At 41.9% G+C, this 20,684-nt stretch carries 18 protein-coding genes; 10 read left to right on the top strand and 8 right to left on the bottom strand.

Annotated features, from left to right (window positions below; translation table 11 throughout):
* Positions 1 to 57 precede the first annotated feature (57 nt).
* From ACROAE_RS00795 to deoD, 5 genes are all read left to right on the top strand, one after another.
* Positions 58 to 981 carry an outer membrane protein OmpK gene (locus ACROAE_RS00795; RefSeq protein ID WP_432399206.1) on the top strand — a complete coding sequence of 308 codons (924 nt, stop codon included), beginning with the start codon at positions 58 to 60 and terminating at the stop codon, positions 979 to 981.
* Between the two features lie 395 nt (positions 982 to 1,376).
* Positions 1,377 to 2,150: a deoxyribose-phosphate aldolase gene (gene deoC / locus ACROAE_RS00790; protein WP_432399020.1), complete on the top strand. Its 774-nt coding sequence runs from the start codon at positions 1,377 to 1,379 to the stop codon at positions 2,148 to 2,150.
* A 153-nt stretch (positions 2,151 to 2,303) separates the two neighbouring features.
* Positions 2,304 to 3,635 carry a thymidine phosphorylase gene (gene deoA / locus ACROAE_RS00785; RefSeq protein WP_432399018.1) on the top strand — a complete coding sequence of 444 codons (1,332 nt, stop codon included), beginning with the start codon at positions 2,304 to 2,306 and terminating at the stop codon, positions 3,633 to 3,635.
* 11 nt (positions 3,636 to 3,646) lie between these two features.
* A complete protein-coding gene (locus ACROAE_RS00780) occupies positions 3,647 to 4,864 on the top strand; it encodes a phosphopentomutase (RefSeq protein ID WP_432399017.1) in 1,218 nt (405 codons plus the stop codon).
* 102 nt (positions 4,865 to 4,966) lie between these two features.
* A complete protein-coding gene (gene deoD, locus ACROAE_RS00775; protein ID WP_432399016.1) occupies positions 4,967 to 5,677 on the top strand; it encodes a purine-nucleoside phosphorylase in 711 nt (236 codons plus the stop codon).
* 65 nt (positions 5,678 to 5,742) lie between these two features.
* Here deoD and ACROAE_RS00770 read toward each other — a convergent pair whose 3' ends face one another.
* Complete coding sequence (locus ACROAE_RS00770; protein ID WP_432399015.1) at positions 5,743 to 6,438, bottom strand: AhpA/YtjB family protein; 696 nt, start codon at positions 6,436 to 6,438, stop codon at positions 5,743 to 5,745.
* 162 nt (positions 6,439 to 6,600) lie between these two features.
* Here ACROAE_RS00770 and serB point away from each other — a divergent pair, with 162 nt between their 5' ends.
* Both serB and ACROAE_RS00760 read left to right on the top strand, forming a co-directional pair.
* A complete protein-coding gene (gene serB / locus ACROAE_RS00765; protein ID WP_432399013.1) occupies positions 6,601 to 7,587 on the top strand; it encodes a phosphoserine phosphatase SerB in 987 nt (328 codons plus the stop codon).
* A 139-nt stretch (positions 7,588 to 7,726) separates the two neighbouring features.
* A complete protein-coding gene (locus ACROAE_RS00760; RefSeq protein WP_432399012.1) occupies positions 7,727 to 8,635 on the top strand; it encodes an alpha/beta fold hydrolase in 909 nt (302 codons plus the stop codon).
* A 13-nt stretch (positions 8,636 to 8,648) separates the two neighbouring features.
* Here ACROAE_RS00760 and ACROAE_RS00755 read toward each other — a convergent pair whose 3' ends face one another.
* The gene (locus ACROAE_RS00755; RefSeq protein WP_432399010.1) at positions 8,649 to 11,036 is read right to left on the bottom strand and encodes a PilZ domain-containing protein; all 2,388 of its coding nucleotides are present in this window, start codon (positions 11,034 to 11,036) and stop codon (positions 8,649 to 8,651) included.
* 463 nt (positions 11,037 to 11,499) lie between these two features.
* On the opposite strand from ACROAE_RS00755, the gene radA reads away from it, so the two are divergent.
* Positions 11,500 to 12,879, top strand: coding sequence for a DNA repair protein RadA (gene radA, locus ACROAE_RS00750; RefSeq protein ID WP_432399008.1), 1,380 nt, complete (start codon positions 11,500 to 11,502; stop codon positions 12,877 to 12,879).
* An 85-nt stretch (positions 12,880 to 12,964) separates the two neighbouring features.
* On the opposite strand, the gene ACROAE_RS00745 is transcribed toward radA, so the two are convergent.
* The 4 genes from ACROAE_RS00745 to ubiU form a co-directional block, all read right to left on the bottom strand.
* Positions 12,965 to 13,330: a PilZ domain-containing protein gene (locus tag ACROAE_RS00745; RefSeq protein ID WP_432399006.1), complete on the bottom strand. Its 366-nt coding sequence runs from the start codon at positions 13,328 to 13,330 to the stop codon at positions 12,965 to 12,967.
* A gap of 170 nt (positions 13,331 to 13,500) precedes the next feature.
* The gene (locus ACROAE_RS00740) at positions 13,501 to 14,778 is read right to left on the bottom strand and encodes a YjiH family protein (RefSeq protein WP_432399205.1); all 1,278 of its coding nucleotides are present in this window, start codon (positions 14,776 to 14,778) and stop codon (positions 13,501 to 13,503) included.
* 458 nt (positions 14,779 to 15,236) lie between these two features.
* The gene (locus ACROAE_RS00735; RefSeq protein WP_432399005.1) at positions 15,237 to 16,166 is read right to left on the bottom strand and encodes a U32 family peptidase; all 930 of its coding nucleotides are present in this window, start codon (positions 16,164 to 16,166) and stop codon (positions 15,237 to 15,239) included.
* A gap of 8 nt (positions 16,167 to 16,174) precedes the next feature.
* Complete coding sequence (gene ubiU / locus ACROAE_RS00730; protein ID WP_432399004.1) at positions 16,175 to 17,176, bottom strand: ubiquinone anaerobic biosynthesis protein UbiU; 1,002 nt, start codon at positions 17,174 to 17,176, stop codon at positions 16,175 to 16,177.
* Positions 17,177 to 17,316: 140 nt separating this feature from the next.
* On the opposite strand from ubiU, the gene ubiT reads away from it, so the two are divergent.
* A complete protein-coding gene (gene ubiT, locus ACROAE_RS00725; RefSeq protein ID WP_432399003.1) occupies positions 17,317 to 17,823 on the top strand; it encodes a ubiquinone anaerobic biosynthesis accessory factor UbiT in 507 nt (168 codons plus the stop codon).
* Positions 17,824 to 17,921: 98 nt separating this feature from the next.
* Here ubiT and ACROAE_RS00720 read toward each other — a convergent pair whose 3' ends face one another.
* Positions 17,922 to 18,170, bottom strand: coding sequence for a YfhL family 4Fe-4S dicluster ferredoxin (locus ACROAE_RS00720; protein WP_160055203.1), 249 nt, complete (start codon positions 18,168 to 18,170; stop codon positions 17,922 to 17,924).
* A 6-nt stretch (positions 18,171 to 18,176) separates the two neighbouring features.
* A complete protein-coding gene (gene yegQ / locus ACROAE_RS00715) occupies positions 18,177 to 19,541 on the bottom strand; it encodes a tRNA 5-hydroxyuridine modification protein YegQ (RefSeq protein WP_432399002.1) in 1,365 nt (454 codons plus the stop codon).
* A gap of 249 nt (positions 19,542 to 19,790) precedes the next feature.
* Between yegQ and ACROAE_RS00710 the strand changes: the two genes are divergently transcribed.
* The gene (locus ACROAE_RS00710; RefSeq protein ID WP_432399001.1) at positions 19,791 to 20,633 is read left to right on the top strand and encodes an HDOD domain-containing protein; all 843 of its coding nucleotides are present in this window, start codon (positions 19,791 to 19,793) and stop codon (positions 20,631 to 20,633) included.
* Positions 20,634 to 20,684: the final 51 nt, after the last annotated feature.

The raw sequence follows: 20,684 nt of genomic DNA, 5'->3' as shown, positions 1-20,684 counted from the left end.
GAATTAAAAAGAAGTGCTATCCAAGAAGATAGTTTAATAATATACATGGGGTTGATGATGAAAAAATTAAATACTTTAGCATTAGCAGGTACTCTAGCTTTAGCTGGTACAGCATTTACTGCTTCAGCTGCTGAGCAAACTGGTGATATTCATGCTGCTGACTATAAGTGGATGCAGTTTAACATTATGTATGCGATTGATGAGCATCCAATTGCGAACAAAGATGAAGCTACACATAACTACTTAGAAATGGAATTTGGCGGCCGCTCAGGTTTCGTTGATTTATACGGTTATGTCGACGTATTCAACTTAGCTAACAGCGATTCAGGTGATAAAACCAATAACGCTAGTAAAATGTTCATGAAGTTAGCTCCTCGCTTCTCTCTTGACGCGATCACTGGTACTGATTTGTCTTTCGGCCCAGTACAAGAAGTTTACTTCTCGACTTTATTCAACTGGGGCGGTGGTGGAACAACTGGTACTTACACTGCAAATACTCAAGATTTCAGTGGAAGCCTTGAGGCTTATACTCAAGGCGACGTTAACATGTCTTTCTGGGGTCTTGGCGCTGACGTTAATGTACCTTGGTTAGGTAAAACAGGGATGAACCTTTTCGCTACTTATGACATTAATCGTAAAGATTGGAACGGTTACCAGTTCTCTGCTAACTGGTTTAAGCCATTTGTTTTCTTTGATGATAAGAGCTTCCTTTCGTTCCAGGGTTATGTCGATTACCAGTTTGATATGGATGAGAAGATTTCTGGTACTAATTTTGTAGATGGAAAGTATAACAATACCGAACATGGTGGCGCTGTATTCTTTGGTCTTTACTACCATACAGACCGTTTCGCACTAGGCTATGGCGGTAAGTATTTCTATCATGCATACGGCTTAAATGACGGTGCATTTAAGAATGCAAACTGGGGTGGTTTAGATACAACTGGTTGGACTCACTTCCTTACTGCAACTTACAAAATCTAGTTGCTAGCGAGTTAGTTATATTGGAGCCGCTTATAGCGGCTCCAAATTTTAAAAAATAAAATGAAAAACATCTCAACTACTGAAATTTTTATCTAAAATTATTGTCTAAGTATCGTAGTTTTATATAAAGGTTTGTACTCTACAAAGTTTTATTTTCGCGCGCTAAAATGGATTTTTCGCGGAATGGTTGAAACAACTGTCTTTGTTTTATCTTTTCCGGTCTTCAAGGATTCAAGTCGTGGTACTCGTTATCAGATTGAATACTTAGGTTAGTAAATAGCACCTGTATTTACTGGCAATACTGAAGGCCCGGCCATTATTTTAATTATATAGCCAGCTATAGTGTTGCCTGAACAAAATTTATCGACTTTGATTTTTCGTTTCGGAGAGCAATTATGACTGATTTAAAAAAAGCGGCGCAACTTGGCATTTCATTAATGGATTTAACCACGTTAAATGATGATGATACCGACCAAAAAGTGATCGACTTATGCCACAAAGCCAAATCTTCAGCGGGCAATACTGCAGCCATCTGTATTTATCCTCGTTTTATTCCAATTGCACGTAAAACACTAAACGAACTTGATTGTGAAGACATCAAAATCGCCACAGTAACAAACTTCCCACATGGTAATGACGATATTGCTATCGCAGTATTGGAAACCCGTGCAGCTGTTGCTTACGGTGCTGACGAAGTTGATGTAGTGTTTCCATATCGTGCATTAATGGAAGGCAACGAAACTGTTGGTTTCGAACTCGTTAAAGCCTGTAAAGAAGAGTGCGGTGAAGATGCCATTCTTAAAGTGATTATCGAGTCTGGCGAGTTAAAAGACCCTGCGCTAATCCGTAAAGCGTCTGAAATCTCAATCGATGCCGGTGCTGATTTCATCAAAACCTCAACGGGTAAAGTGCCTGTTAATGCGACGTTAGAAGCGGCTGAAATTATGTTGACTGTCATCAGTGAGAAAAACCGTAACATCGGTTTTAAGCCTGCTGGCGGCGTTCGTGATGCAGCTCAAACAGCTGAGTTTTTAGATTTAGCGGCACGTATTTTAGGCGACGATTGGGTAACACCTCAAACATTCCGTTTTGGTGCCTCAAGCCTATTAAATAGTTTATTGCATACGCTTGAATTGACCGAAGCGCCAAAAGCAACTTCAGGTTATTAAGCACAATTTGCTCATTAAGTGATTGGCTTAACGAGCAAATACCTTCGCTTTGCATGACACAAAGAGTGTCGTGCAAAGACGCCATCAACCGATGGCATTCCAGAATTTAATGGCGATCCTAAAGGTGTTGGATTGCCTACCGGGGGACGTATTATGTTTCTTGCTCAAGAAATTATCCGTAAAAAACGCAATGGCGATGCGTTAAGCACCGCTGAAATTCAATTTTTTGTCGACGGCATAACTCACAACACTGTATCAGAAGGGCAAATTGCTGCTTTTGGTATGGCGGTATACTTCAAAGATATGAATATGGATGAACGTATTGCGCTTACTGCCGCAATGCGCGATTCAGGTACGGTATTAAATTGGGATTCATTACGAGTTAATGGACCAATTATTGATAAACACAGCACCGGTGGTGTTGGTGATGTCATCAGTCTTATGCTTGGCCCTATGGCTGCTGCTTGTGGTGGTTATGTTCCGATGATTTCTGGCCGAGGTTTAGGCCATACCGGTGGTACGCTAGATAAATTTGATGCGATCCCTGGTTATCAAACTGAACCCTCAAGTGAATTATTCCGTAAAGTCGTCAAAGAAGCTGGCGTGGCCATTATTGGCCAAACAGGTGATTTAGTGCCTGCTGATAAGCGTTTTTATTCAATTCGTGACAATACCGCCACTGTTGAATCTATCTCGTTAATTACCGCTTCTATTTTATCTAAAAAGTTAGCTGCTGGCTTAGATGTCCTCGCGATGGACGTTAAAGTAGGTAGTGGCGCATTTATGCCGACTTATGAGGCATCAGAAGAGTTAGCCCGTAGCATTACTGCAGTGGCTAATGGTGCAGGTACTAAAACAACTGCATTATTGACTGACATGAACCAGGTATTGGCTTCTTGTGCGGGGAATGCTGTTGAAGTCCGTGAAGCGATTCAGTTTTTAACAGGTCAATACCGTAATCCGCGCCTTTATGCGGTAACAATGGGTTTGTGTGCAGAAATGCTTGTTTTGGGCGGTATTGCACAGAATGAAGCCGAAGCTCGTAATAAACTAAATACTGTATTAGACAATGGTAAAGCGGCCGAGGCATTTGCTAAAATGGTCTCAGGTTTAGGCGGTCCTACTGACTTTGTTGAGGCGTATGATAAATATTTACCTCATGCAAAAATTATTCGCCCTGTTTATGCCAATACTTCCGGCTTTGCTTACAAAATGGATACCCGCGAACTTGGTTTAGCCGTTGTCACGTTAGGTGGCGGACGTCGTAAACCGGGTGATGCACTCGATTACAGTGTCGGATTAACTCAAGTTTGCGCATTGGGTCAAGAAGTTAACAAAGATGTTCCGTTAGCCATGATCCATGCTCAATCTGAAGATGCCTTCGCCGAAGCTGCAGCAGCAGTTCAGCAGGCCATTGTGGTGAGTGATAGTGCGCCTGAGAAGACGCCAGAAATATATCGCTATATCCGCGCTTCAGATTTATAAAGGAAAACACAATGAAACGTACTTTTATCTTAATGCTAGACTCTTTTGGCCTAGGCGCTGCGACTGATGCTGATAAGTTTGGCGATGTTGGCTCTGATACTTTTGGTCATATTGCACAAGCGTGTGCTCAAGGCAAAGCTGACATCGGCCGTAAAGGTCCGTTAACACTGCCTAACCTTGCGAAGTTAGGTTTAGGCCATGCAGGTTTTGAAAGCACGGGTAAATTTGCTGACGGCTTTAACGCAGATGTTGAAGTGATTGGAGCCTATGGCCACGCTGATGAGCTCAGTTCTGGTAAAGATACGCCAAGTGGTCACTGGGAAATGGCGGGTGTACCTGTTCTGTATGAATGGGGTTACTTCAGTGACTTAACCAACTCTTTCCCGAAAGAGTTGACTGATAAAATTCTAAAACGTGCTGGTTTAGACGGTTTTTTAGGTAACTGTCATGCCTCAGGTACTCAAATTCTTGAAGAGTTGGGTGAAGAGCACATGAAGTCTGGTAAGCCTATTTTCTACACCTCTGCTGACTCAGTATTCCAAATTGCGTGTCATGAAGAGTCATTTGGCGTAGAAAACCTCTACAACTTATGCAAAATTGCTCGCGAAGAACTTGAGCCTTATAACATTGGTCGTGTTATTGCTCGCCCATTTGTTGGCACAGGTCCTGCTGATTTTGCTCGCACGGGTAATCGTCACGATTATGCTGTGTTACCACCCGCGCCAACGGTACTTGATAAAATGAAAGACGCCGGTGGCGAAGTCGTGAGTATCGGTAAAATTGCTGATATTTATGCCCATAGTGGTATTACTCAACAATTTAAAGCGACAGGTCTCGAAGAGTTATTTGACGAAACGTTAACGCAAATTAAACGTGCAGGTGATAAGACTATTGTATTCACCAACTTCGTTGATTTTGACTCTCATTATGGTCATCGCCGTGATACTGCTGGTTATGCTAAAGCATTAGAGTATTTCGATTCTCGTTTACCAGAATTATTTGCCATTTTACAACCAGACGATCTTGTGGTGTTTACTGCGGATCACGGTTGTGATCCAACCTGGGTAGGTACTGAGCATACTCGTGAACGTGTACCTGTATTGGCTTATGGTGCTGGTTTACCCGCAGGCTCATTAGGCCGTCGTCAGTCTTTTGCTGATATTGGCCAGTCTATCGCAAGCTATTTTAAGCTTGAACCGATGGACTATGGTAAATCTTTTATTAATTAGTCACATTTTCAAACGACGGTTCTATATAAAGTTTAATGTCTTTGCTAAACTGTATACATTATTAAGCAACACCAAATAAAATAGAAACATAGGGGTTATAACATGGCTACACCACATATTAATGCTGTAGAAGGTGCTTTTGCTGAAACAGTGCTTTTCCCAGGCGATCCATTACGTGCCAAATACATTGCAGAAACATTTTTAGAAAGTGTTGAGCAAGTGACTGACGTACGTAACATGCTAGGTTTTACTGGTACTTATAAAGGTAAGCGCATTTCTGTTATGGGTTCTGGTATGGGTATCCCATCTTGTTCAATCTATGCACATGAACTTATCAAAGACTACGGTGTTAAAAACTTAATCCGTGTAGGTACTTGTGGTGCAATCAGCACAGACGTAAAAGTACGTGATGTCATTATCGGTATGGGTGCTTGTACTGATTCACGCGTGAACCGTTTACGTTTTAAAGATAACGATTTTGCTGCTATTGCGGACTACAGCCTATTAAGTGCGGTTGTTGATTCTGCAAAAGTGCATGGCACTAACATCCGTGTTGGTAACGTGTTCTCTGCTGACCTTTTCTACACACCAGATCCACAAATGTTTGATGTGATGGAGAAAATGGGCATACTAGGTGTCGAAATGGAAGCTGCTGGTTTATATGGTGTAGCACATGAGTTAGGCGCTAAAGCATTATGTGTTGTAACTGTATCTGACCATATCCGTACTGGTGAGAAAACAACATCAGATGAGCGTCAAACTACGTTCAATGACATGATTGTTATGACTTTAGATGCAGCATTAACACTGTAATCAACATCGTAATAATCAAAAAGGGGCACTCAATGAGTGCCCCTTTTTATTGCTATTTAATCGAATTAAGATTTATCTTTATCTTTATCTTTATTGTCCGCATTTTCTGCAACGTTTTCAGCATCTGAAATTAACGCCACTCGCTTGGGTTTTTTACGTAATTTAGCCCGCGATTTTCGGCGGTCGAAATCTGCTCGTTTAAATGACAGTGCTCGAGACAATAACAAACCAATAAAACCAGCAACAATTAACATCATTTGCTGTAATTCCATGTTTTGTTCATGCAAAATTTTGATCTCGTCAAAAAAGATATCGAGATTTAAACGCACTTCAACATAGCCAAGATTGTTATCGTCTTGGATTACGTTTTCAATCAGTGGCGGGTAGGGCTTCAATAAGCCTTTTAGTGCTTCTGAGTCGGCCTCTAAATGCTCAAATGACACACTTTGAGCAAAGGCTAGCCTAACACCTTGTGAATTATAGATGTTAACCGACATGACTTTAGGATCAGCGGCTAACGCAGATGCCAACCATTGAAGTTGTTCATCATTTTGCAAATACATGGCTGGTGCTGCGCCATTAGCAGCTTGTTGCGCTAATAAACGTGCCATCACCTTGGTTTGTGAATTCAGCAAGTTTTGACCGTTACGAAGGCTTGCCTGCCATAAATGTATCAGACCAAAAATCAGCGAGATAGCGATTACGATTTGTAATATCCTACTGAATTTTTGTCTTTTCTTAAGACCTTTAACAAAAATCACTTTAATCCTCAGTGTTTTTTCTATTTAATTGGAGGCTGATTTGGGTTGATTGTTGCACTATGCAATGCTCAGCGGTAATCCAATTACAGAGAATTATCAAAAAGCTATACTAATCGAAAAAATAGCCAGTAGATAGTCGTAACATACTAAGAGGCCGTATTGATGCTACAACAACATGATAATGTTTTACTAAATTGGTTATTTTCAGAGACTTGTGAGACATATCAACATCTCGGCTGTGTATTATACCGTTATCAAGAGACCGATTATCCACTTAGCTTGCAAGCGGATTTGCCATACCGTTGTCGGGTGATATTTGAGTCACAATGTTCAGTCCAGATAGGAGCATGGTTAGCGTTAATCTCTGTGGATGCACATATTGCTAAGCTTGATCGCCAAAATGACTTGGTCGGTTTTGAGCTCTCAACTCAAACGCCAATAGATGAGTTGATTATCTTATTTCCACAAGAGATAGCCGCAGAAATCGTTCTTGTACAACAACCCTTAGCCCGTTTAAATCTTTGCGGTTTGTTAGTGATGGACATGGACTCCACCGCGATCCAAATCGAATGCATTGATGAGCTTGCTGCAATGGCGGGTGCGGGAGAGGAGGTGGCTGCCGTTACCGCCAGTGCCATGCGTGGTGAATTAGACTTTGAACAGTCTTTAAGGCAACGAGTTGCTAAACTCGCGGGAGCCGATGCCCAGATTATCGAACAATTATGCGATACCTTGCCTTTAATGCCAGGGCTTGAATCTATGATTGCGGAGCTTAAATCGCACCAATGGAAGTTGGTTGTGGCTTCTGGTGGATTTACGCCTTTTGTGGGGCATTTACAGAATTTACTAGGCTTAGATGCTGCCTATGCTAATGAGTTAGTCATTCAAGAGGGTAAGCTTCTTGGGGAAGTGACGGGTGTGGTGGTCGATGCACAATACAAAGCCAGCGTGATAGCAAAGTGTGCGCAAAAATGGTCAATAGCGTCTGGGCAATGCGTGGCAATTGGCGATGGTGCAAATGACATTCCGATGATCCAGGCCGCAGATCTAGGTTTAGCCTTTCATGCAAAACCTAAACTGATTGCCGCAGCCGATGCCGCCATTCAACGCCTCGATTTACGTGCTCTAGTATTTTGCTTACAAGCCTAGCCCGGCATAATGTCATCGTTTTAACTTAGTAAACCAATGATAACTAAATTCGCTAATATGAAGTTTTTACTCTAGTTTATTTGTATTTACTGGCAGTAATGATAGCGTAGCCTTATGGTTACCTTTATTTCTGCCAATTGTGAACACTGATATCCAACAACACTCTCTTTTTATTCCTTATCGTGAAGGCCAACTTCACGTAAGGCATATTCATCCTCAGTCTCCCCATGGGGCGACAACTCCTATTTTAATGCTGCATGGTGCAATGTCTAACGGCCGCGTGTTTTATAGTGATTCAGGTCGCGGACTGGCATGTTTTTTAGCGAAAGCAGGCTTTGATGTTTATGTGATGGACACAGCAGGACGCGGATTAAGTTTACCTAAAATTCAACGTGATTTTGCTTTGGGCCAAGGAGAGGTTATTCGAGAACAACTCCCGTTAGTGCATCAGTTCATTTTGCAACGTCACCCATTAGTGTCTCAAGTGCATTGGTGCGCTCATTCTTGGGGCGGAGTATTAATGGCCAGTAGTTTAGCCCGCTTTACCGATTTACAAACGAGTGTCGCATCGCTGTTAACATTTGGTTCAAAACGAACGATTAGAGTGAAATCACTAAAAAAGTGGCTTATGGTCGATTTTTTATGGAATCGTTTGGCGCCTTTTTTTGTTGCTAGAACCGGTTATTTAGACGCAAACCGTCTACGAGTCGGTATGGATAACGAAAGCCGGGCTTCATTATTACAAACCATTGATTGGGTGAGAGGTGACTGGGTCGATCACGATGATAACTTTGATTATGCTAGCGCGGCAATGCAAACCCAGTGGCCAACAAGCTGGTTTATCGCGGGTAAAAACGATCGAGTATTAGGTAATCCATCTGATGTGCGCGATATGATTGCCGAGTGTGGCTTTAAGCAAGTGAAATATACTTTGTTGTCTAAAGCGCAAGGAAATTTATTTGATTATGACCACGCAGGAATGTTAACCAATAAACAAGCTGAACAAGATCATTTCGTCACGATTAAACAGTGGTATTTAGCTTTATAAGGCTTGTTAACAGTTAAGCGTTAGTGGCCACAATACCAGGGTAACGTATTTCTACTTCTGCTGTAATATCAAGCAACTCACCCGCACCAATGACTTTCCAAAGCTGTTCTTCTAGCTGTTTTGCACGGTGATTGGCATGAATGTTGATGTATTCTAGTTCGCGGCGGATATAACTCATGTCGGGCTTATCAGTGGCGCCACGATATACTCGTAGTGCCATAAATCGGCCAACTTTTTTACTTTGTTGAATAAATTGTATTTGATTGTCTCTGCCACCCAGTTCCGATTTGAGTATACATTTTATTTGCACCGCCCCTCTAGGCTGGCGTACCAGCTGTATAAACACTTCAAAAAAGTCCATGTCGTGACTGGCTTTCATTGCTTTAATCGGATCAATAATTTGCTGTTTTAAGACATTATTATCCAATAATGGCATTAGGTTATACAGCAGTACCTGGTCTGTGTCTTGGGCAAATAAATGGCTAATTTCATCTGTAGTAGTACCAATGCCTATATAGGCCATTTGCGCTGATTTCACTGTTTTTTCAATAAAATAAGGCACACCTGGTAATTGGCGCATGAACAGATTTTTTAATCCGTCTGCCAGTTCTTTTAACTGTCCTTCATTGTCTGATAATTGTTCGAGTTTTTGTTTGTTATGTGCAATCAACTTATTTAAAAACTCAACACCTTCATGAGGTGCATGGCCAATCAATGCACTTAAATGCAACGTGAGGCCGTTCATACGGCTGCGTATTAATTGATAAGGTAAGTTAGATAAATTGGTTTTACCGGCAGCAGCCTGGAGCCGCGGGAAAGATAATGTCACTTGAGCCGGTTCTGTAAAGTCTAGAGCTTGCTCTAAAATCACTTGTAAACCACGGCTCGAGATATCGTGAGTAATCCCGGTGGCTTTTTTATCACCTTGCTGGACTGTCACTGAGGTTTTAAAAGCAAAACGGGCTTCATGGCGTCGCTCGCTAAAAGGCATCGATACTTTTTTGATACTGTGATTTTTGACCTTTGCTTGAGCAAAAATTTTTAACCCATTGGCATCTGCTTTATTAAACCAGCTTTGATAATCTCTACGTGCTTCTTCACTGGTCAAATCAATCAGTTGTAAAGTATGGCTAAATTGTGCCAGTTGCTGCTCGGTTAAGGCGTTATAACGAGCATCATCACCTGGGAGGGTTGAGGTTTTATAGTTTTTATTATGATCAATGGGTTGAGCGATTAATTTAAATACCCGCCAGCTGGCTTTCGAAGAGGCAAACCCAAGAAATAAGTTAAGATTTTTAGTGGCTTTTAACTCAGCTAATGTCGCCGAATAGTAATGTAATTTACCTTGAACATTATGCGTAAAGCTAAAAAACAGATTATGGTCGCTGTCAGCCGTGTTTTTAAGCACCTGAGTCAAACGTCGAGTATTGATTAAACTCGGTAATTGGCTGACTTCATTTTCATCTTGAAAGTAATGTTGTATGGGTTGATTACCACGCCCTAGCAACTCATAAGTAATGTGCGGTACTTCTTCCTTCATACTGACATATAAGGGTAAATGAGTTAATAAAGGTAAATAATGGCGCTCATAGCCTAAACCCGTAGCCGTAACGATGACATCGTTTACATCGACTTTATAGCGGAACTTATAACTGCGAATCACCATAGTGATTACTTTGTCGAGTGCTTTTCCATCACCTAGGCGTTTAAGCCTCAAAATGGCGTTACCGTCTTTATTTTGGATGTCGACAATTTGATAATCAACGCCATGTTGAATCTCATCAACAAAAAACTCTTCATTCAGTTCGAGTAATTTGAGTTTAATCGGCTTATCTTGATCTAAATGATGCTTTAATGGCAATTTTATCCGGGCACCGCCGACAGACAAATCGAGGGTTACGCCATTGATTTCACTTAAGCCAGGCTGAGTCACTGAGATGCGGATACTGTAATTCATTCGCTCTTCACAGCGATTAAAATAGCTACCAAGGACTACACCAGGTACAAGGTAAGGATTGACTTCGCTTGTAGCCTCTTCTGGCAAGATATTTCTCAGTTTTAAGCGTCGCAGTTTATGCGCTTTAACGACGTGTTCGTAAACCCCAAGCGTGTATTTATTACGGTATAACGGAAGAGTGTTGAGTAACGATTCTTTTGCGGGCTCATCAAGAAAATGTCGCTGATTAGCGATGACGACTTCTTCGCAGGGGAGTTCAGTTTTGTCACGTAAATCGATAACTCGGGTGCATTGTGATGAAATACGGTTAAGCTCCATTTTCAATAGAAAACGGGTGGAATTTGATTCATCAACGGTAAGCTGCTCAAAAATATCCTGAAAATCAGGTTCCATTATTAGCGGCTTAAGTTGTTCAATTAATGCACTGTGATTATCTAAACTCATTTATATTATCGTTTTATTGGGCTTATTGTGAGTCTGGCTGATGTTTTATCGGCTAGAAAGTGCTGTTCTTTATGATATTAACCATAATTATTCATTACCAATCCATTATAGGTACGTTAATATGGTGAGGCTGTGAATTAATTAGCAGAGTGTATTTACCGCTAATTAACAATCAGTGTGAACAAGATTGTAATAATTGGCAAGGTTCAAGATTAATATCGTTGTTATTTATCTCATTTTATTAACTTATTTAACCAGTCATCCTCGCGTTTGTCTATGTTCACTTGTATGTGTTGAATCAATAAATCAATTTTGTCCTTATCGGTTTATTGAGTGTCGGTTACAAGCGTACTCGCACTAGTTCGGTCATTCACATCGATCCCAGCATTAGCGCTAACATGAGTGCTTTTGGTACAAATAACACCGATAACCGATTTTTATTGAGAAAATGGTAGGAAATAGCATGGCTAAAGCTCCAAAAATGGCATTTGTATGTGACGATTGTGGCATGGATTATCCGCGTTGGCAGGGACAGTGTCGTTGTGGAGCCTGGAATACCTTGGTTGAAGTCCGTCTCTCTAGCGCTAAAACGGCGGCGTCTCGTCCTGCTGTATTAGGTTATGCTGGCGCTGCTGGCGGCGGTGCTAAAAAGCTTAATGAGGTTGAGTCTGTTGAAGCCGAAAAAAGGCTCACGGGAATTGGCGAGTTAGACAGAGTATTGAGTGGTGGACTCACTACTGGCTCTGTGAATATTATTTCAGGTGATCCTGGCGCAGGTAAAACGACTTTATTGTCAGATCTCGTCGCACGCATGTCTCAGTCTACCGCATCGTTATATTGTACCGCTGAAGAATCATTGTCTCAGTTTAAAAACCGCGTCAATCGTTTAAAGCTTAACTATAACGAAGATAATTTATACTTATTGTCTGAAACCAGTGTTGAATCCATCATTGAAGAATTAGAAGCGAAGCAAATTAAGTTTGCGGTTATTGACTCGATTCAAGCCGTGGTTACTGAAAACGCCAATGGCAGCCCTGGCTCACCTTCGCAAGTTAAAACTGCTGCTCAAGCATTTACGCAATATTGTAAAAAAAATAACGTCACCATGTTCATTATTGCTCATGTGAATAAAAATAACGAAATCGCCGGGCCACAAACCTTGGTGCACATTGTTGATTCGTTATTGCACATCGATACCAATGACGGTCAAATTCGTACCTTAAGAGCGAACAAAAACCGTTTTGGCGACGTAGATACTGTGGGCATTTTCCGCATGAGCGAACGCGGTATGCTCAGTGTCGATAATCCGAGTGAAATATTTTTGTCAGGCTCAACCACTGAATCGCCAGGTTCAACCATTACCTGTATTCGTAAAGGTAATCGTAATTTATTACTAGAGATTCAATGCTTAACCACCGAGACCGAGTCTGAGTTTCCACAGCGTGTGTGTGTGGGATTGAATATGAACCGGATTAAAATGTTAACGGGTATTTTGCGTAAACACACCAAGACCAAAATTTTCCATGATACTTTTTTTAATATCGTGGGTGGTTTGAAAATCGATGAGTCTGAAACCTGCATCGACTTGGCATTAGTCACGGCGTTACTCAGCAGTTTAAACGATTTTGTTATCCCTCGAACCACCTGCATTATGGGGGAGCTGAGTTTAAATGGCGATGTTAGGCCTATTGACAGTGGCGTGCCCAGAGTGAAAGAAGCTGCGCAACATGGTTTTACTGAGATTTTCATTCCATTTCGTAATTACCATAAATCGATGGAAGGCTTGGGGGCTAAAATTACTCCGGTTAAAACGATCCACGAGTTACTTGAATTGATTAATTAATGCTATGAGTCGGCAGAGCAATTGAAACAAAAATGGCAAACCAGATTGGTTTGCCATTTTTTTAGTGCTAAAGCTGTATACGTTGCTACGGCGTTGGGGTTACGAGTGAATTAAGTTCTCGGTCCAATAGCTCTGCATCACCCATATTCAATTCAATAATGCGGCGTAAATGGCTGATACTTTCAACGTCGATATGAACACATTTGAGCCCGAGATGTTCTGGGGTTTTATGAACGATTGCCGCTTGCATTTGCAGCTCAATATCGGAGTCTGGCAGCACAAATGCCAAGGTCACAATGGTATTAAGTTGTCCGGTATAACCTGACGGTAATTCCACTAAAGCCCCATTAAGGCTCAAGTCTAAAATTTTTGTACGCCAAGTTTGTTCTGTTTGCTCTATATGAGCACTAGCAGCAAATAAAATACGAGAAAACTTACGTCTGTCGTCCATGGGTTACCCTTAATGCATTGAGTGGCAACGGGATACAGTCCGCAACCATTGAGTCTATTGTTATTGTTTAAGCATACTCGATTTTCAATTTTTTCGCTGGGTTTTTAAGCTAAAAAAAGGAGCGCATTGCGCTCCTTATGGGATGGGTCACAAATATGGCCAGTATTACTTTAGATGAGTAAATGACCCATTAGCGCGATAATTGGCAGTGTAACCAAAGTACGCAGGATAAAGATAACAAATAGCTCAAAAAAGTTAACCGGGATTTTACTGCCGATTAAGAGTGCACCGACTTCGCTCATGTAAATTAACTGAGTCACAGATAACGCCGCAATCACAAAGCGGGTTAAATCAGATTCTATTGAACTGGCTAGGATAGAAGGGATAAACATATCCGCAAAACCAACGACAATTGTCTTTGAAGCTTCGTTGGCTTCCGGTATTTGCAGTAGCTCTAGCAAAGGAATAAAAGGCATACCCAGGTAGTTAAAGATTGGTGTGTGCTCTGCAAGTACGAGTGCCACAGTACCAATTGCCATTACGACGGGGATGACGCCAAATATCATGTCGACAACGTTTTTAATCCCTTCAACTAATACATGCTTTACGCCACCAGCAGTAGAAGCCCGTTGCATAGCTTGTTCAAAACCCCAAGAGAATACCCCGTGGTTTTCTGGCACGCTTTCGTCATCTTCATGACGTGGGGTATTGTCGATATAGGTGTCTTTCTTCCACGACAATGGTGGTAATTTAGGCACGATAACCGCGGCAACAATACCGGCTAAACAGACGGTAAGGTAAAAAGGCACAAACAAGTGCTCAAGCTTAACTTGTGAAATCACCACTAGGCTGAAGGTGATCGATACCGCAGAGAAGGTCGTGCCTATAACCGCAGCTTCTCTTTCAGTATAAAAACGCGTTTCATACTGTTTATTGGTCATTAAAATGCCGACGCTGCCGTCACCTAACCAAGACGCCATACAATCGATAGCGCTTCGACCTGGCAAGTTAAAAATCGGACGCATCACTTTAGTGAGTAAAGTGCCAAAAAACTCAAGCAAGCCGAAATTTAACAATAGCGGTAACAACATGCCCGCAAAAATAAACACCGAAAATAAAACAGGCACTAAATCGTTGAGTACTAGGCCGCCAGTCGCTGAAGAAGTGATCATTTCAGGACCCACTTGCAAATACACCATCACAATAAATATGGCGCCCAATATACGCGTCGCTAACCAAAATAAATTAACTTTAAGTAAGGTGCGTAAAAAGTGATTTTTGCGAACAAACTGGGGGTTAACAATACGTGTCAGTAAAGAGGCTATCGCCATCAATACGACAATACCCGCAACAATTAGCTGAATAGAACTGCCCATTCCAGATTGTAGCGCTTTAGAAATGATCGCAATCGGAATGGTGATAGCGCCATCAATACTGATAGGCGTCATAAACAGTAACAGACCAATCAGGGATGGGATAATAAAGGTCAGTATTGTTTTAATATTATGTTTTTTGTGTGTCACGTTAAATACACCTTACGTATGTGCTTTAAAGTGGCTCTTTGTGCAAGGCCACTGCGATTATGGACGATAAGTGAATGTCCATTCAGCTGTACTTTTTAGGGAGGCAAGGTTACCCCCTTATTTGTGGTATGTAAAATGATAACTGAGACGAATAGATATTAGTTAAATGTGGGTAGATATACGTGTTGATGATCACGTATCAGCCCTAATAAATAGACAAAGTAATGAGCGATAGTCTCGATCTCATTCGATTTTTAACGATTTGATGTGGTCGCGATAAAAAGGATTTTGCACTGTTGTGATTAATATCGCGACATTGCAAAATCATTCGTAAGAAAAGCTTCACATCCAATGCCAACCTGTTGTCATTGGATGTGAAGTGTTTACTCTGCTGGAGTAGAGGGGGCGGAACAGTTCATTCCCGGCAGCCCAAACCAATATCCATTACAATGATGAGCATTGGTATTTAAAAGCTCAAATTGTGTCAGCTCGTCTTGCAATGTTGCATTATTATTTAGCTGAGCCTGATTAAGTAAGGTGGCTAAGGTATTTCCTAAGGCAACATCGGCTAATTTATTCGGTGATATGCGCCAGTAATCGACACCCATATTGATCATTTGTGGTATTTGGCTGATGAGATCCACCTGCGCCGCAGATTGGGTTTGAATGCCGTTCAACCTCAACAAGGGTTGTGACTCCTGCGTTTGGGCTAGCAATCCTTTGCTATGTCGCTGGCAAATGGTTTGGCATTTGTCTTTTGGTAGCTGGTAGTGTTTAGCGGTAAAGCAGCGAGCTGAGTGCGCTAATGGCATATAGCCGTGGCCTAATACTTCAATTTCATATTGTGGGTGAATGTCTGAGTCGATAACAGCTTGCAGCCAACTTTGTGATAATTCACATGGCATTACAAAGCGGTACATGCCTTTTTGATGTAACAAATCCAAGCTGGCGCGATTGTAATTATTAATGGTAGGTCCGCACACAAAAGGAAGGTTAGCCTGGTGGGCATAATACACTCCCGCCATATCGTTGGCTTCAATACTAAAATCACCATTATTGATTGCACGTTTTAATTCATTGAGTTCAGATTGCGCTTCGACTAACGCCATCGTCGACAATACCACGTGCTTACCATGGGCTTTGAGCATGTGAGCTAAAGCCAAATAATCAGCAAACTTGAGTTCTCGGCGACGGCTACAGACCGTTTCGCCTAGGTATACGGTATCAATATTGCTGTTTGCGACGTGTTGATAAAATTGCTCAACATCCGCTTTAGACCAGCAATAACTTATTGGTGCAAGAGATATTTTCATCGTAACCCTTATTGCCATTGGCGCTCGTAAGCACCTAATGTTGTAATTTGTCCTTCTGACACTTTGGCTAATGCCTGTGACCATTGAGGTTGCTCGGCAAACGATGTCGGTGATGCTAAATAAGTATCAATGGCACTGCGCCAGACCTGAGTCACTTGACTTACATAGGCCGGACTTCTTTGACGCCCTTCAATTTTTAATGACGTAATGCCTGCTTGGGCCAGTTCGGGTAACAGACTCAGGGTGTTTAAGCTGGTGGGTGATTCAAGTAAGTATTTGGCATCTTGATCGTATTGAGCCACATAACGACCTTTACACACGACGGGATAGCCTAATTGCTGGCTGGCATCTGCTTTGTCGATTAACACATCGTTTAATCGGGTTAATTTGTCGCTACCACTGTCTTGCCAACGTACATGATTAGCAGGCGAACACGAACCACCAGTGTTGGGTGACTGACCTGTCACATAGGATGATAAGTGGCAACGTCCTTCAGCCATGATGCATAAACTGCCAAAGGCGAAGACTTCAAGTTCGACAGGGCTCACTTTTGCTAAATCTCTGACTTGTTTTATCGATAACACTCGAGGTAAGACTGCGCGCTCTATGTTAAATGCTTCTTTATAAAACGATAACGCGCCTAAGTTGGTGGCACTCGCTTGCACAGATAAGTGTAAAGGCAAATGCGGATGATGTTGATGGGCGTAACTTAATAATGATAAATCAGCCACGATTAACGCATCCATATTGAGTTGCGCGGCTAAATCAACCGCCTGATACCAACGTTGTTCATGCCCAGGTTTAGGGAAAGTATTTAAGGTTAAAAAAACTTTACGACCTTGGCTATGAGCCAGTTGAGTTGCTTGGGCTAGTTGTGGCGCCGAAAAATTTAAGCCTGCGAATGAACGCGCGTTGGTGTCATCTTTAAGTCCTAGGTACACCGCATCGGCACCAGCATTTAAGGCTGCTTTTAGCGAGGCTAAATTACCTGCTGGGCATAAGAGTTCCATGTTGATGTGCTCATTATTTTTGAAGAACAGGAGTGTAAATGTGATTGAGTTAACATGAATTGATTTAAAACAGGTTTCGTTGGATAAATTGCCAGTAAACTAGCTTGCTAAATCGATCTCTTTGCAGGTAGGAACCTTTAATGGCTCAAGCATTTCAACAACGTTTATCGGCACACATTTTACATTTTGCACCACAGATGAGCCGTCGCTCATTAGCGATAGTCCCTACAAAAATAAAAATGACGATTATCACTCAAATGCTTAATCTAGTGCTTGCTGAGCAAGTGAATTCGGGTGAATTGGCATTTTTAAACGATAAATCAGTCGGTATTTGTATCGATGATATTGATTTGCAGTTTCAAGTCGGAATGCATAATAAGTTGCTGGTACAGCCGTTGAGTCATCCGAATGTTATTTTCAGTGCAAACGTGCCTGAGTTATTGTTAGTGGTAGCCGGGAAAGAAGATCCTGACACTCTATTTTTCCAACGTAAATTACGCATTGAAGGTGACACTGAACTTGGGCTAGAAGTGAAAAATATATTGCTGTCGATTGAACTTGACTCGTTACCGGCTCCAGTGAATATCGCGGTAAATAAATTGGCTCAACTTTTACAAACGTTAACGTCGACAAAAGAGAATGGTTAATGATTGTTATTCTATTTTAACGAGATTAGATATAGAGAGAACTTAAACGGCGCCAATGCGCCGTTTAAGTTACGAAAGCTGGAGTGGATTTTTTGTGTTTACTTGCCCGTAATGGCTGCATATTTAATTAACAGCTCATCTTGTGACTCAACATGCAAAGGGTCTGGGTCAATACAATCGATAGGGCAAACCGATACGCAGGTGGGTTTATCGTAATGCCCCACGCATTCGGTACACAATGCCGGATCAATTTCATACACTTCTTCACCCATGGTAATCGCCTCATTGGGGCATTCGGGTTCACACATGTCGCAATTGATACAGCTATCGTCAATGATTAATGCCATATAAGGTTAACCTGGTTGATGAGGGTTTCGGGTATCAACTCCCTCAGGTAAATTACGCATTAGCATTGCCTTTTCGACATCGATATTCATTGGGATAGGCATAAAGACAAAGTGTCCCGAGCCTAGCGCGGCTTCGATGGGTTGGTTTTTGCGATTCACTAATGATTCAATAGTGATAACAAAATTACCTTCGGTTGTCATTACTTCAACGCTGTCGCCCACCGAAAACTTGTTTTTAACATCTATTTCAGCAAGGCCTTGCTCATTACGTTTGCCGGTAAACTCACCGACAAATTGCTGGCTATTACTCACAGAATGACCGTACTGATAATTTTGATACTCATCATGCACATGACGGCGTAAAAAACCTTCGGTGTAGCCTCGATGCGCTAAACCTTCAAGGTTACTCATTAGCGTGCGATCAAAATCTTTACCTGCAGCGGCATCTTCAATGGCTTGGCGGTATAATTGTGCGGTGCGCGCGACATAGTAAAATGACTTAGTGCGGCCTTCAATTTTTAACGAGTCGATGCCCATACGGGTTAATCGGTCAACATGTTGAATGGCACGTAAATCTTTAGAATTCATAATGTAGGTACCGTGCTCATCTTCAAAAGCCGGCATGTATTCACCAGGACGACCTGCTTCTTGCAATAACACTATCTCACTACTTGGCTCGCCAGCGCCTAACGTTGGTGTTGCTATTTGTACTTCAGCAGGCATGGCTATCACATCGCCTGTTTCAGTTTGCTGGGCAGGGTGTACGTCATATTTCCAGCGACAAGCATTAGTACATGTGCCTTGATTAGGGTCGCGTTTGTTAATATAACCAGATAACAAACAGCGGCCTGAATAAGCCATGCATAGCGCCCCATGAACAAAGACTTCAAGTTCAATATCTGGACAACGCTGGCGAATTTCTTCTATTTCATCTAACGATAATTCACGCGATAAAATAACCCGTTTAATCCCTTGTTGTTGCCAAAATTTTACCGAAGCCCAGTTAATGGCATTAGCCTGAACAGATAAATGCACCACTTGCTCAGGAAACGTTTCACGTACCATCATAATCAGGCCTGGATCAGACATGATGACCGCATCAGGTTTCATGGCTATTACTGGTTCCATGTCTTTTATATAGGTTTTGAGTTTAGCGTTGTGCGGTGAGATATTGCTCACCACATAAAGTTTTTTTCCTAATGCATGCGCCTCTTCAATCCCTGTGGCGAGATTTTCCATTTTAAAGTCATTATTTCTCACCCTTAAGCTATAACGAGGTTGGCCGGCATATACCGCATCAGCACCATAAGCGAAGGCATAGCGCATGTTTTTTAATGTGCCAGCAGGGGATAATAATTCAGGTTTAAACATAGTTTTCTCGGTTTACAACAGGGTTAGCATATTTAGGGGGCGAAAGCTTACTTAAGGACATTAGTGGGTACAAATATAGGCTTGGGAAATGTGAAGTGGGTTGTACTTTTATGGCTCTCGCCGTCATCCTTATCAACAAATATTCTAAAAAGCGTAATTAATTGGCTTGGTGGTTTTTGAGTCGTCGCAAATAATATGCGTTTGGGTATATAATCTTGGCATTAGTGAACATTATTTTATGGAGACCGCATGTCTACCGAACATCAACTCTTGGTTGGATTATTAAAGAAGCTTAAAGACGATGCGTTGGTGTTGCCAACATTGCCAGAAGTGGCCATGAGAGTGCAAGAGGTGGTGGCGCGTAAAGATTCCAGTCTCAAGCAGGTTGGTGATGTAATTGGCCAAGATGCCGCGATTTCAGCGCGTATTATTAAAGTGGCTAACAGTGCATTATATTCACGCGGTAACAAAGCCGAGAACATTAGCGCAGCCGTCAACCGTATTGGTTTAGTGCAAATTAAGTCTATTACCACTTCTGTGGCCATGGAGCAGTTGTTTATCTCTACCAATGAAATGGTATGGGAAGTGATGGATGAAGTGTGGAAAACCTCCATTGAGGTGACGGCATCATCTTGCGCCATGTTAGAAATATACAACAAACGAAATCCTGGCAAGAAGTTAGATCGCGATACATTAACGCTTGCAGGCTTAGTCCATAACATTGGTGCCTTACCTGTCTTAACCGAAGCTGAAGTTCATCCTGAACTGTTTAGCAAAATCGATCAGTTACGCAGTCTTGTGCGCAAAATGCAAGGCCCCATTGGTCGTGCGGTGCTTAAAACATGGGACTTTGCGCCAGAAGTAATGGAAGTGGTTGAACGTTGGGCTGACTTGCATTACATGCCAGAAAAAGTCACTTATTTAGACTTTATTCGCTCGGCTGCCTTTTACACTGGTGAATTGCGTGCGGGTGAAGAGTTAGATGAGCGTTTAGGTGTGTTTGCCGATAGAGGTTTGCCTGTAACGCCAGAAGACTTAGCCAGTGATGAGTTTATCGATATGTACCATTCGATTAAACAAAGTTACGAGTAAGCGTCATGCCTTGACCTAATTGACGGTATGTTTTGCCGTCAATGAGGTGGT

The sequence above is a fragment of the Shewanella sp. MF05960 genome, from assembly GCF_050849305.1.
In the GTDB taxonomy this organism is placed as follows: domain Bacteria; phylum Pseudomonadota; class Gammaproteobacteria; order Enterobacterales; family Shewanellaceae; genus Shewanella.
Note: the sequence above shows the minus strand (reverse complement) of the source record. Positions and strands in the feature narration are given on the sequence as shown.